A 13757-nucleotide genomic window follows, 5' to 3' on the forward strand; every position below is an offset into this window, starting at 1 on the left:
ATTCCGGCAACTGCATCAACCGAAAACCGGCGAGCCCACTAAATTACGAATGGTGTACTCGGCGGGGTAAGGTCAGCCCAGCCTTCCCGTGGCAGAGCGCCGTCGATCGCCTGCTCGCCACCGCCGGCTTTGTGCCCGGCAACCATGTGCTCCTCTCCGTCAATTACCGCTCCCAGCAATTGACCATCTCCTCCGATCACCACTACCGCATCGCCAATCGCGAGATGACCGAACAGGAGATTCTGGATCGCATCCGTGACGAGCAGCAACTCGCCGCTGAACGACGACATCGCCGTCGACCTCCTTCGAAACAGGCCTAAACACCGAGCCCGGCATACGCCGGGCTCAGTCGTTCAGCTAAAAAAGATGTTCTTCAACACCACGTACACGATGAAGCCAATCAGCGCGGTGAAGGCAATAACCCCAACTATCTTTTGCCCACGTGTTTTAGGAGCCGAGCCTGGAATTCCAACCATATTTACCACCTAATCCCTGTCTTACCTTGATCATTACTGTACCCGCCACCGACACCACCAACGTTAGTGTTCTTCCCGGCGCTAACCCCACCACCAACACCAATAATGGTCGCAGTTCCATTACCCGGCGAATTCATGATGCCTGTGCCAAATATGCCGTAAGCACCAGTCATGCCACCGGCATAGCCTCCAGCAAAGTTATTTGTCTGGCCAGGAGCGACGCTCGTTCGATTGAGCCAGCCGGCAGTAATACTTGCTGATGCCTGAACTGGATTGGGAAGCGCCATATTGACACCAGTTCCGAAGAACGCATTTCCATCCCGCGTAAACGTTCCCCACACACTGCCCACGAAATAATCAATCTGGAAGTTCACAAAGTCCGGTGCACGGACCAGGCCCGGATTCTTGCCCGTCGTCGTCGCCTGATACGAGAACCCGCTACCCTGCGCTCCCTTCACAATATACGCCTGCAAATCAGGATCGCCCGGACCCAACGATTGCGTCCACACCGTCTGACCCGCCTTGTTCACGCCGTACCGCGTCCACTCCGTCCCGTCCTGCGGCATCTCTCCCGACGCTACTCGAACATTGCCCGGCAACACCCCTCCATCGCTCATCACCAGATCCATTTGCGCCATCTGATCCTGAATCTGCTGCACCGTGTATTTCCCGTCGCTTTCCGATGCCAGCTTCTTCGCCAGAGTCAGTTCCTTCGCCTTGCTGTCCTCGTGCAACTGCCGGTTGAATCGATCCGCGTTGTACCCCGAGAACGCCCCCGATTCACCACCCACGACACCGCCGGCCCCCGTCGCAAGCGCATTCGCCACGATGTTCCCCAGCGCCTGATTCATATTGGCGTTCCCGGTCGGATCGCTGCCTGCGATCGCGCTGCTCAGTTCATTCAGCTTACCCGACGCGATCGACGCAATCGCCGCGCCAGCTGCGCCACCGGCCGCGTTGCCGCCCGCCAACCCCGTCACCAGCGCCGCGCCCGCGCCTTGCATCAGTGCGCGGTTCGCTCCGCCTTCCTTCCATGCGTCGACACCTGTCTGGTCACCATTCTTCTCGGCTTGCCGTTTCATCTCGTCGGCATAGTCCCCGATCCGGCGCGACACCGCTTCACCCGCCGCACTGGCCGCAGCCATCATGTCCGACTGGTTGGCCAGCAGGTTCTGCATGTCGGGAAGTTTGGCGACCGTGCCGTTCGTGTTCGTCGTATCGCGGTTCAAGCTCGCCAGGTCCCGTTTCTGATTTGCCGAATCCGTAATCGTAACGCTCCCCGCACTCACACCACTCTTCGTCGTCGCGCTATCACTGCCGCTGTCGTTCTGCCCAAGCATGGGCGCGGCGCCCCCCGCATTCTTGCCCGACGTGCTCCCGTGCGTGCTGTAGTTCATCCCGCCGTCGCCGGTCGTCGCACCCGCACTGAAGCCGCTCGAGCTCGCATCGTAGTGCGACTGGTTCTGGATGTCCGAGAAGGACAGCGAGCCTGTCGTCAGCGAATTCTTCGACGGATCCGCGTCGCTCGCGATCAGCCCGCCCTTCAGGTCGGTATTGCCGGCGACGTTGATATTGAAACCGCCATCGCCTGCGTGAATCCCGGCCTGCTCATTGACGCCCGCATAGCTTCCGGACGCATTGCCCTTGCTCTGGCTGAAGTTCGCACTGGCGCCGCCCTGACTGATGCTGAAGCCACCGCCCGAACTCGACTGATGCGCCGCGCTCGTCAGCGTATCGTGCACGCTGACGATGTTCAGATTCCCGCCCACGTCGGCATTCACCTGATTGCCCTTCACGTTCGAGCCGGTAATGTTCGTATCGCCGCCCGAGATGATCGTTACATTGCTTGCTGCGCTTACATGGCTGTTGTTCTGCGTGGCCAGATCGCTATTGCCGTCGCCGTTGGCCTTCGACATCGCCGCGGAAACGCCGAACCCGCCCGTGCCGACGGACACCCCCACGCTCGCGCTCTTCGACTCGTTCGTGCTGCGCGTCGAATCCGTATCGGTCGTATTGACAATATTGACCTGATTTTTAGCCGCCAAGATCACATCGTTCGCGTTCACGTTCGAGCCGGCGATCGTCACATTGCCGCTGCCAGCCTGACTGTTGCCGGTCGCCGCAAACGCCACCGTCCCGCCTGCGTTCACATTCGAGCCGCGATTCGTCACGCCGTCTTCCGAGAACGCGCTCTTGCTGTGACTGCTGCCGACGCTCACTTCGACCTTGAACTGAGGGGTCTCGCCCGCCCCCAGCGCCCGGACCACGTCGCCCGCAGCCATGTTCGCGTCCCATGCCGCGCTCGCCGCGGCCATCCCGCGCAACGCTGCCGCGCGACCATCCTGGCTATTGCTGGACGCACGCGATTGACCAACGGCGTTCGATACCGCGTCGATCACCGGTGCCTTCCGTGCCAGCGTCAGGCCGCTCTTGGAGACTTCCTGCGTTTCACCGCGATGGTTCTTGTCCTGCGCCGCGTCGATCATCACATTCGCGCCTGTCCCGCTGAGATTCTTCGCTGCGATCAGGTCGCTGCCAGTCACGTGCAGATCGTTGCCAGCCGTGATGCTCAGGTTGCCCTTCAGCGAACCGATCGTGCTGGCGTTGTTCGACACCTCGGTCGTCTGGCTGGTCGTCTTCAACGAACTGCTGCCCACTGACACCGACAGGCCACCGCCGGACATCAGCCCCGACTCCTTCTTGCTGTAGTAGCTCGACGACTGCAAGGTGTCCTGCGACGTCGTAACCGTCACGTTACGCACGGCCGCGAGTGCAACGTCGTTCGTGCCGACGATCGTGCTGCCCTGAATATTGATGTCCTTGCCGCTGACAACGTTCACACCGTCGGCCGACACCAGACTGCCACGGTTGAGCGTCATCGTCTGGTCAATCCCGCTCGCAACCTTCGCCCCACTCACCACATTGCTATGGCTGTGCGTTTCGTGCGAATTCAGCTCGTGCGTCTCGCTTGCCGCACCGACATTCACATCGCCGGCCGCCAGCAGGTTCGCGTTGCCCTTGTCGAGGCTGATCGCGCTGCCGGAGAGCGTAATGTCCTTGCCCGACACGATATTGACCGTGTCGCCACCCTTGAGCGTCGTGCCGGTGAGTGCTTGGTCGGACGTGTGCAGCGTCTCCGCATAGCTGCCGTGACTGTCGCTGCCCGAACTGTTGCTGTTCACCGTCGACGTCGCACTCGCCGCGCCGAGCGTTACGTTGCCCTTGGCAGCAAGCGTCCCGCCCTGGCCGAGGTCGATCTGTGCGCCCTTTGCCGTCAGATCACCACCCACGACGACATTCGATTGCCCGCCGACCGTCACCGAACTACCGGTGACCTTGTTGATGTCGGTGTTCGACACGCCGTTCGCACGCTGCACGATTTTGTGCTCGCCTGTCTGCACCGCACCGAGATCCCAGTTGCCGCCGACGTTCATCCCGAGATTGCCGCCGACCGACAGATTGCCCGCGTTCTGCTGGAAGTTGCCGCCGGTGACGATCGATGCATTGCCTGCGACATCCAGCTTCGCGGTCGGCCCAAGCGTCGTCGTGACGCGCGTGGCGCCCGTGTCGCTGACCTGCTTGACCGTTTTCGATGCCGTATCGAGAATCAGATCGCCGCCGGCGTTGACGAGCAGGCTGCCGGCCTTCACGTTGGCCGAGGTCAGATCGATATTGCCCGTCGTCGTGAGCTTCGTCAGCCCGCCGCTTTGCAGCGCACCAAACGCGTTGTCGATCTGCTTGCCGTCGATCGACAGCGTATCGGCAGCCGTCATCGTCCCGCTGTTCGTGAAGGATTGCGCGTTCTTCAGGTCGATGTCGTTCGCCGCGATCAACGGACCGTTCCAGTTCTCCTGGCTCGCCTTCGCGAGGTACACGACCGGGACCAGCACCGACTGGCCGCCGACCACGCGCGTTTCCATCAGGATCACGTTGCTCGTCAGCTGCGAAACCTGTTCCGGCGACAGGCTCATCCCGAGCGGCAGATTCAGCGACTTCGACAGCGCCGCGCCCGACGCGAGCAGCGACTCGTACATCGACTGGATGTCGGTGTACGGACCCAACACCGCCTTGCCGGTCAGCGCCGTGATCTGATTGCGGACGAGCTGCTGTTCATAGAAGCCGTCGCCCAGGCGTTGCCGCGCTTCACGTCGGGCACGACGTCGCTTTCGCCGGGCACGTCGGCCGGAACGATCTGCATCGATACGTCCTGGCTCGATATGCGCTTCATCTGCTCCAGGCCCTGTTCGAGATCGCGCAGGTTCAGCAGTTCGCCGTCGCCGGTCGGAAAGGCAGTCTTCCACGTGCCGCGGAGTTTTTCGTCGGCGAAGCGCACATGGCGGATTACGCCCGGAATCAGCGAAAACTTGAGGGTGCCGCTCGACAGATCTTGCTCGGGCAAGAGCACGCGCGTGGTGACATACCCGCGCGCCGGGATCGCTTGCGACAGGCCCTTGACCAACACGTCAATGCCTTGCTTGCCGACGCACGCGCCCGCGTAACGGTCGAGCCATTCGCGTGCGAAAGCGAAGCGATCGAGCGGCAGCGCGGACGCGCCTTGAATTTTCACCGCGTCGGGCAACGAGCTCGGCACGTCGAGCGCAAACCGGTCGATCCGAAAGCACGGCGTTTCGGCCGGAATGGCGGGATACGCCTCGACGCGCGGAAGGTCGGAGCGCACGGCAGGCGCATGCACCGCAGCGTCGCGCTGCTGCGCCTGGCGGTCCTGTTCCGCATTCGCGCGCGCGGCGGCGGCTTGGTCAGCCGGCGACGGAACTTGTTGAGCCTGCACGGCGACCGACATCAAGGCGGCGAACGGCACAGTCGCCAGCCGTTTGGCTATTTTCATAGTTGAGGTTTAATTCTTTTATTTTTGCGAGGGACTCAAGTTGCGCTTGGCGTCAATTGCCTCTGTCGATTACAACTACAGCTCCTGGGCTTCGAGGGGCGCACGAATTTTCACATCTTGCACATGCCCATCTGGCCAGACCCACATGGTCCAGTTTGCAATTAGCCAGCTCGCCGACAGCTGCATTTGCGCGGCTTCCGCTGGAAATATGACGTAGCAGTTGATGCCGGCCTTATACCCCGTGATGGCCATCAATCCAAAGCGCCCCGACTTATCAGGCGCTTCACAAACCATCATGACGACCTCGTTCTCAATCGATTGACCAGCCGGAAACTTGAGGAGTGCCCCTCGCGAAATCACGGTGTCGGTGTATTCCAAAAGGTCTTTCCATTTTGTCATTTCACCCTCAGACCGAAGAGATCATGGCGCTCTTGACATTGCCTACCGCGCCGAGCATCAACTAGAGATCCTGCGTATAGAGTTCAATTTTACCATTCAGCAATGCGGCCATTGATTTTCACAAAACGCTGCTCATCAATATGGCCTCTGGATATTTATTTATCTCGCTTGGATCGATAAATTTCTGCCCGACGCGATTTAAATGAAATCGAAACGTGCATACCTCACCAAAATCCTCATCCTCCTCATAGGTCAGTATAACGATTGCCTCGTCCCCGAATTTCCCTCTCCAGACCTCAGAGAAGTAACTGACGAACCCCATGGCACTCCCGAGGACATTTTCCTCGCAGTAATCTTCAACGTGGATTTTGTTGACTGCGCACTCATATCCTGTCAAATCGCCATAAGCTCGAATCAAGAATTGATCGGACGGCAGACTCGTTTCTTTAAAAAAAGAAGAAAATAAAATACACTCTCCAATTCGCACGAATCCAGTATTTAGAATTTCTTTGAGCCCATCTGGCACGCCTACTTCAACCGCCGACTTCCGTTGAAGGAGAAGGTGCATCTTGTCATTCATGGCGTTCATCGCTTCGCTCCAAGATAACCGGTTAGCGCCTTATCAATTGCCTTCGAGAAGGACGAATCCTTCATCAAATTTTGCACACTCTTCGGGGCCAGTTCGCCAGTTTTTTGATCGAAAAACACTTGCGAGTTAGGATCATAATAGTACTTGGTGCCGTTGGCATCTTGATAGTGAATCTGTCCCGGGCGCACGCCGGGAGCAGGATTTTCCACATCAATTCTTTCCTGACCGCTACCTCTCCAAATGGATTTGCTTGCGGTCTGTGTGCCATTTGCCCCTAGCATCTCTCCTTGATACTTGGTTGCGTCGATCGTCTTTTTCAGCGCTGCCGCATCTCCGGCTGCGACTGCTTCGGCCTCGGTTGCACCGCCTTTGCCAACCTTTCTGGTTGCAAGCATAGCGGCGAGAAGCTCGATATCAGGTCCCAGCTGATCACCTTGAATATACGGCAGCCGGAATTTGTCGGCAGAGATATAGCCGGGGTCGCCGGGCGATGCGAAAGGTCCACCGTTCGGCGTGTTTACGACCACTTCGCCAACGCTCACCAGGCCATTCCATGCTCCGGCGACAAAATTTGCGCTCTTATCAAGGAACTGACTGCCCGTGCCACCCTTGCCCTGACCGTTGCTGTGATCACGGTTATACAGGTCGACGTTTGCTGCCGCAAATGCTCCCGAGTTCCCGCCCACCAGCGCTCCCGCACTTGTTGCAAGCACATTCGACAGAATGTTGCCTGCCGTCATCCCGGCATTCGTATCGCCGGTCGCGCTTGCGATCGAGTCTGCGACGCTGTTCAACTTGCCGGCCAATGCGGCGGACAGTCCGGCGCCAGCCGCCCCCGCCAGCGCATTGCCGCCGCCCAGACCCGCGATCATCGCACCACCCGCAGTGTGAAGCGCGACTCGGTTCGTGCCGCCTTCGTCCCAGCTTGCCGCTTCCTGACGATACTGGGCCGCGAGTTCCGGATTGCCGTCCTTTGCGGCTTGTTCGGCCGCTTTGTTCGCAGCGTCGCGTTTACTGTCCGCGTACCGTCCGATCTGGGTGGCAACCGCTTCGCCAGCCGCGCTGGCTGCGTTCATCATGTCGGCCTGATTGCCCAACAGATTCTGCAGATCCGGCATCTTCGAGACAGTGCCGTTCGTGTTCGATGTATCGCGGTTCAGGCTGGCGAGATCCTGCTTCTGGTTGGCGGTATCCGTAATTGTGACAGTGCCCGCACTCACGCCGCTCTTCGTCGTCGCCGATTCCGCCGGTGACGTACTCGACGCCGTTCTGCGTCGCCGGTTCAGGCGGCGATTGCGCGAACGCGCCCGCGCCAACGCTCAGGAACCAGGCTGCCGACAACAACCACCCTGTCATTCGCATCGCCATTTCATTCTCCCGGTTGCACACGAATCCGTACCATGCCGCCGCGGGATCGCACGGCGGGACGCAACACCCGACATCGCGCGTGCGTCCGGACGGCGACACCAGCGTCGCGCCGAACGCCGGTTTCGCGTTGACTCAGGTCAAGCGTGCGCGCCGCGACAGACAGCAACCGCACGACCGAGCGTCATGAGCGCCCGCCACGCCGCCTCCGGATGCGCACCACGCACGCGCGGCGACGCTCGCGCAGTCTGTCAGCCGATATTGCACGTCGCGTCGGATATTTCCGACAGGACGGCCGCAAAGCCGGACATCAAGCTCAGGTCACGCTGATTGCGGCGCACGCGTTCGCTGCCGATACTGAAAGCGTGTCACGGCGCGACCGTTTCCCGCATCGTCAGGAGCAGACAATGAACCAGCCGAGCGCAGCGCACTATGCCGGCATCGAGCGTCAATGCGAACTGCCGGTCGGCGCCCATCTCGTCACGCGACGTACCGGCTACGTCCATCACGGCATTTACGTCGGCAACGGCAGCGTGATCCACTACGCGGGCCTGTCGCGGCAGTTCGGTGCCGGCCCGGTCGAAGTCGTGTCCGTCGACGACTTTCGTGCAGGATCCGAACTCGCAGTGGTCCGGCACGCGCGCACCGCATACACGGGGATGGAAGTGGCGCAGCGTGCGCTGTCGCGCGTCGGCGAGCGCCGTTACCGGCTCCTCACGAACAATTGCGAGCATTTCTGCCGGTGGTGCCTGTTCGGCGTCGGGCAAAGCGAGCAGGTCGCGGCGTGCGTGCGCAACCCAGCTCACGGCATTGCCGTCGTCGCGATGCTGGTTGCGTGCGCAATGGCCGGCAAATGGCAGGCGGCTCGCGCGGCATGCTGGTCGCGAGCGCGCGAACGGTCGCTGCGCCGCGCTGCTTGACGAAGCCGGCCGCATCGCCGGCTGCTCACCGAGGCAACGCGGCGGGATCGTAGCGATTGCGCGGATTCCACAGCATCCATCCGTCGGTGCCGGCGGCGTCGGCCGCGTCGACCTGTGCGCGGATCTCGTCGGCATCGAATGGCCGGCGATCGAATGCGTAATCGCGGAACGCCTGCAGCCACGGTCGGAAGCGGACCCCGGGCATTCCGGTCCGGCGCATCGCCTCGGCGAGCGAGCGCGACACGATCTCGCCGGGCCGCTCGGTCGGTTGACGGCAGCCCGGCAACCCCCATGTGAAGCCCGACGGATACAGCATCGGCGACAGATAATCGACGACGTCGCCGAGCGCATCGAGCCGCTGGCCGATTGCGGTGTCGTCGGCGTTCCAGCATACGTAGCCGAAGATGTCGACCGACACGTACAGGTTGTAGGGTCGCAGACGCTCGCGCGCACCGGTCAGAAACCCGGTGATGGCCGCGACGCGATTGGCTTCGGTGTTGGGTTCGGCGAAGCGCAGCCCGTTCGCGTCCGGAAAGCGCAGATAGTCGAACTGGATCTCGTCGAACCCCATTCGGGCCGCTTCTTCCGCCATGTCGTAGTGATGCGTCCACGCAGCGCGCACGGTCGGATCGATCCAGCGCTGATGCTCGCGATCGCGCCAGACCGCGCCGGCCGCGTCGCGTACCGCCCAGTCGGGATGCGCGGCGGCCAGCGGGTCGTCCTTGAACACGACGATGCGGGCGATCAGATACAGGCCGCGCGCACGAAGGCTGCCGATCAGGTCCGTGAGCGTCGCGGCCCGCGACGCCGCGTACGGCGGCCCGACCGACGCGCCTGCCCGCTCGCGCGCCGCGCTGCGGTACGGCGTCGCGCCGCGGTCGCCCTTCACGTCGATGACCAGCGCATTGATCGCCGTCCTGCCGTGCAGCGACAGCGCCGCCTCCCGCAGCGTGCGGTCGGTAATGCCGTAAACGGACAAGTAGACCGCTTTGGGGCGCAGCGGTGTCAGACGAATCGTTCGAGCGGTCTCGGTCGTCGTCAGCGCGGCTTCCGCGCGCCGATACCCGGGCGCGCGCACGCTCACGCGTGCTTCGCCGGATTCGCCGGCTTCGCGCTCGAACCCGAACCTGCCGGCGCCGTCCGCGATCCGGCCGGCACCCGCTGCATAGCCGATCGCGCCCGCCACCGGACGGCCGGTCGCTGCATCGACCACCGTGATCGCGACCGGCGCAGCGCGGGCCGCAAGACTGCAGAGCGACAACACGACGCCGGCAATGGTACGGCCGATCATCGCTCGGCCTCCGCGGCGTCCAGCATGCGCGCCATGCACCGCGCGTCGCATGCGTCCGTCATCAGGTAGCGCGGCAACGCCATCGCGCGGTCCGTACGCCGGACGGCGCGCGCGCCGAGCGTGAACGCCGCGACATAGCCTTGCTGTGCGGCGATGCGTTCCACTTCAGCGTCATGGATGCCGAACGGCCACGCGAGCAGGCGAACCGGCTTGCCGGTTTCCGACTCGAGCCGCGCGCGCGAGCGGGCCAGCTGATCGGACGCGAAGCGCCTGAAATCGTCCGGCGACCGGTGCGCCCGCTCGACGTCGAAGTTCGGATGCCAGTACGTATGGGATTCGACGTCGACGTTCGCGGAGCCGACCAGCGCACGCACCTGGTCCCACGTCATCGCATAGCTCGCATTCGATATCGCCGACGGATAGACGAACAGCGTGACGGGCATCCGATGCGCGATCAGCAACGGGCGCAGTACGCGATAGACGGATCGATGGCCGTCGTCCACCGTGATTGCGACCGCGCGGGCCGGCACCGCGTCGGTCCGCCCGCGATGCCAGCGCACCACGTCCGCAAGCGGCACGATCCGGTAGCCGTGCGCGTCGATCACACGCAACTGCTCGATGAACGTGTGAACACGAACGGTCATCGAGTCGACGCGCTGCTCGGCAAAGCGGTGGTAGACGAGAATCAGCACGCGCTGCCGCACAGGGGCGACGTCGTCGGCCGATGAAACGGACGACGACGCGGCCGACGTGCACGCCGCCAGCAGCAATGAAATCAGGATCGCGCGGAAAGCCATCGGACACCTCGGCAAACGGCCGACCTATCGTTCTCGATCGCGCCGGACAGGCGTTGACGCAGGTCAAGCGCGACCGGCATGACGGAATCGGCACTCGCAATCGAACGCCCGGGCGAGCGTCACGCTGCGCGCGCGGCGAGCTCCGCGTAAATCCGCTCGACGGCATCGCGCGTGCACAGCGCCGTTCCGGGAAATTCGACCGACGCGGCGGACGCCGCGAGCGCATAACGGCATGCGTCGCCGAACGGTAGCTCGCGTGCGAGCGCCCACACCATTGCGCCGACGAAGCTGTCGCCGGCGCCCACCGTGCTGCATACCGCGGCCGCACGACCCGGCAGGCGCACCGTGCAATCACGCGACACGACCCACGCGCCGGCCGCGCCGAGCGTCACGGCGACGATGTCCGCGCGGCCGGCCGACACGAGTTCGCGCGCCTTGCGGCATGCCGATGCTTCGTCGAGCGGCTCGCCCGCGAGTGCGCTCAGCTCGCCGAGGCTCGGCTTCACGAGATGCACGCCGACGTCGAGCGCCGCGCTCAGCGCTGCGCCCGCAGCATCGACGACCACCCGCGTGCCGTTTTGCGATGCGACGCGCGCGAGCGTCGCATACGCATTCGCCGGCACGCCGGGCGGCAGGCTGCCGCTCAGCACCAGATAGCGCGGCGCAGGCCGCATCGTTTCGATGCGTGTCGCGCAGGCGTGCCACTCTGCCGCGGTAACGGCCGGGCCGGGCATCAGGAAACGGTATTCGCGCCCGGTCGCGGTCTCGGTCACGCAAATGTTCTCGCGGGTTTCGCCGGCGATCGGGATGCGCCCGGTGGGCAGACGTTCGGCTTCGAGCAACTGTGCCAGTGCGCGCCCGGTCGCCCCGCCCGCGACGTATATCGCGATGCAGTCGCCGCCGAGCCGGTGAATCGTCCGTGCGACGTTGATTCCGCCGCCGCCGGGGTCGCGCCGCGGCGGCGCGCATCGCAGCTTGTGCGTGTCGACGATGCGCTCGACCGACGTCGCGACATCGACGGCGGGATTCAACGTGACGGTAACGATATCGGACATGATGCGTAGTCGTTCGCAGAGCGTGCCGCGCCGCTTGCGGCACCAGACTCCACGTTACGTGCGACCGTGCGTGCGACGTTGACGCGCGTCAACCCATGCCGCGGCCGCGCCCGGTTGCGCTCGATCAACGACGCGCGCGCGCCGGCCCGTACAGTGAGTCAATCGCCGTCGCGGAGCGTCGCCATGGACGACCAGCTGCTTTGCAACACCGTGTTTGCCGACCGCTATGCGCGGCCCGGCGAAACATCGCGCGTGGACATCTTCCGGCGCGTCGCCCGCGCGCTGTCGCTTGCCGAGCCGGCGGCCGGCCGGACACGGATTGAACACGCGTTCCTGGCGAATCTGCAGCGCGGCGCGATCGGTGCCGGCCGCATTCTCGCGAACGCGGGCGCCGGCACCGGCGGCACGATGGTCAACTGCTTCGTCCATCCGCTCGCGATTCCGCCCGGCGCGTCGATCGAGACCGTCGATGCCGTACTCGCCGCCGCGCTCGACGACGCGCGGCGCACGCTGCTGATGGGCGGCGGCATCGGCTACGACTTCTCGCCGGTGCCGCCCGAGAGCGCATACGACGCACGCCGCGCGGCGGAAAGCGGCGTGTGCGCGGCCATCGACCGCTTCGATGCGATGTGCGGCACGCTGCCGTTTTCGGGGCCGCGCCGCGGCGCGCAAATGGCGGTGCTGCGCTGCGATCATCCGGATCTCGCGGCGTTCGTCGCCGCCAAGAACCGCCGGCTGCGCTGGACGACGTTCAACGTGTCGGTGGGCATCACCGACGCGTTCATGGAAGCGGTCGCGTACGACCGGCCGTGGGCGCTGGTTCATCCGAGCCCGCGCTACGCCGCATCGGCCGCATCGTCCGAGCGTGCCGACGGGCAGCATCTGCATGCAATCGTCTCCGCACGCGCGCTATGGCATCGGATCGTCACTGCGGCACGCGACAGCGCGGAGCCCGGGCTGCTGTTCCTCGACACGATCAACGACGCGAACCCGCTGCGCGACCACGAGCGGATCGACGCGACCAACCCGTGCGGCGAACAGCCGTTGCCGCCGTACGGCAGCTGCGTGCTCGGCCCGATCGACCTGTCGCGCTTCGTGCGCCGCCCGTTCGGCTGCGGCGGCGAGCCGGCCTTCGACTTCGACACGCTGGCCGACGCCGTACGCATCCAGGTCCGCATGCTCGATAACGTACTCGACCTGACGAACTGGCCACTCGCCGCGCACGAGCGCGAAGCGCGCCGCACGCGGCGCATCGGCGTCGGCGTCACCGGCCTCGGCGACGCATTGACGATGCTGCGGCTGCGCTACGACAGCGCGGATGCGCGTGCGGTTGCGCGCTCGATCGTGCTGACGATGCGCGAACATGCGTTCTCGGCGTCGGCACGGCTCGCCGCCGAGCGCGGCGCATTTCCGGCGTTCGAGCCGTCCGCCTATCTCGCCGGTCCCGCACATCGGATGCCGCTGCCGCTGAAGGTCCATCACGCGATCGCGCGGCATGGGCTGCGCAACAGTCATCTGCTGTCGTTCGCGCCGGCCGGCAGCGTGAGCCTCGCCTTCTGCGACAACTGTTCGAACGGCATCGAGCCGGCGCTCGGCTGGGTGCAGCATCGGACGGTCCGCACCGCGGACGGGAACGTACGCGCGTTTCGCGTGGAGAATCACGCTTATCGGCTGTTTCGCGAACTGCACGGCGACGGCGTCGGGCTCCCCGATTATTTCGCGACCGCCGCGGACATCGCACCGGCCGATCACGTCGCGATGCTCGCCGCGTTGCAGCCGTGCGTCGACGCCGGCATTTCAAAGACCGTGGCGATGCGTCGCCAGTGCTCGCTGTCGCAGGTCGACGAACTGTTCTTTCTCGCGTGGCGCGAACGGCTCAAGGGAATCACGATCTTCCGGCCCGACCCGCAGCTCGCGTCGGTTGTCGTCGACGATGCGGCACGGCGGCGCAACCGCCCGGTCTGCGTCGGCTGCTGAACGAAGCCGATCGCGCGTTCTTGCCGAACGCGCGATCCATTC

At 64.0% G+C, this 13757-nt stretch carries 9 protein-coding genes and 3 pseudogenes; 4 read left to right on the top strand and 8 right to left on the bottom strand.

Translation table 11 applies throughout. The features are described 5' to 3' along the window. Nucleotides 1-320: pseudogene (locus tag BUB20358_RS28070) on the top strand (hypothetical protein); the annotation flags it as partial. A 1175-nt stretch (nucleotides 321-1495) separates the two neighbouring features. On the opposite strand, the pseudogene BUB20358_RS20200 reads toward BUB20358_RS28070, so the two are convergent. The 5 genes and pseudogenes from BUB20358_RS20200 to BUB20358_RS20220 form a co-directional block, all read right to left on the bottom strand. Continuing rightward, nucleotides 1496-4612, bottom strand: a pseudogene (locus BUB20358_RS20200) (hemagglutinin repeat-containing protein); the annotation flags it as partial. Then, nucleotides 4573-5322, bottom strand: a pseudogene (locus tag BUB20358_RS28465) (POTRA domain-containing protein); the annotation flags it as partial. The pseudogenes BUB20358_RS28465 and BUB20358_RS20200, both read right to left, overlap by 40 nt. Nucleotides 5323-5397: 75 nt before the next feature. Next, nucleotides 5398-5700: an Imm45 family immunity protein gene (gene imm45, locus BUB20358_RS20210; protein ID WP_217456714.1), complete on the bottom strand. Its 303-nt coding sequence runs from the start codon at nucleotides 5698-5700 to the stop codon at nucleotides 5398-5400. Between the two features lie 139 nt (nucleotides 5701-5839). Further along, complete coding sequence (locus BUB20358_RS20215; protein ID WP_123806777.1) at nucleotides 5840-6310, bottom strand: PM0498 family protein; 471 nt, start codon at nucleotides 6308-6310, stop codon at nucleotides 5840-5842. After that, nucleotides 6307-7530 carry a hypothetical protein gene (locus BUB20358_RS20220; protein WP_223473333.1) on the bottom strand — a complete coding sequence of 408 codons (1224 nt, stop codon included), beginning with the start codon at nucleotides 7528-7530 and terminating at the stop codon, nucleotides 6307-6309. The genes BUB20358_RS20215 and BUB20358_RS20220 overlap by 4 nt, the downstream gene beginning before the upstream one ends. 29 nt (nucleotides 7531-7559) lie before the next feature. Here BUB20358_RS20220 and BUB20358_RS20225 point away from each other — a divergent pair, with 29 nt between their 5' ends. Then, nucleotides 7560-7865, top strand: coding sequence for a hypothetical protein (locus BUB20358_RS20225; protein WP_174905107.1), 306 nt, complete (start codon nucleotides 7560-7562; stop codon nucleotides 7863-7865). A 217-nt stretch (nucleotides 7866-8082) separates the two neighbouring features. Further along, entirely contained in the window at nucleotides 8083-8595 is a 513-nt protein-coding gene (locus tag BUB20358_RS20230; RefSeq protein ID WP_045552369.1) for a lecithin retinol acyltransferase family protein, read from the top strand. Nucleotides 8596-8620: 25 nt separating this feature from the next. On the opposite strand, the gene BUB20358_RS20235 is transcribed toward BUB20358_RS20230, so the two are convergent. The 3 genes from BUB20358_RS20235 to BUB20358_RS20245 form a co-directional block, all read right to left on the bottom strand. Beyond that, nucleotides 8621-9886, bottom strand: a complete 1266-nt coding sequence (locus tag BUB20358_RS20235) for a putative glycoside hydrolase (protein ID WP_035975843.1) — start codon at nucleotides 9884-9886, stop codon at nucleotides 8621-8623. Beyond that, nucleotides 9883-10683, bottom strand: coding sequence for a polysaccharide deacetylase family protein (locus BUB20358_RS20240; protein WP_006767365.1), 801 nt, complete (start codon nucleotides 10681-10683; stop codon nucleotides 9883-9885). Before BUB20358_RS20240 ends, BUB20358_RS20235 begins: the two co-directional genes overlap by 4 nt. A 119-nt stretch (nucleotides 10684-10802) precedes the next feature. After that, nucleotides 10803-11738, bottom strand: a complete 936-nt coding sequence (locus BUB20358_RS20245) for a 1-phosphofructokinase family hexose kinase (RefSeq protein WP_006767366.1) — start codon at nucleotides 11736-11738, stop codon at nucleotides 10803-10805. 183 nt (nucleotides 11739-11921) lie between these two features. Between BUB20358_RS20245 and BUB20358_RS20250 the strand changes: the two genes are divergently transcribed. Continuing rightward, on the top strand, nucleotides 11922-13715 hold the full coding sequence (locus BUB20358_RS20250) for an adenosylcobalamin-dependent ribonucleoside-diphosphate reductase (RefSeq protein WP_035975844.1): 1794 nt from the start codon (nucleotides 11922-11924) through the stop codon (nucleotides 13713-13715). Nucleotides 13716-13757 lie beyond the last annotated feature (42 nt).

Origin of the sequence: Burkholderia dolosa (assembly GCF_902499135.1) — a bacterium.
Taxonomy (GTDB): Bacteria; Pseudomonadota; Gammaproteobacteria; order Burkholderiales; family Burkholderiaceae; genus Burkholderia; species Burkholderia dolosa.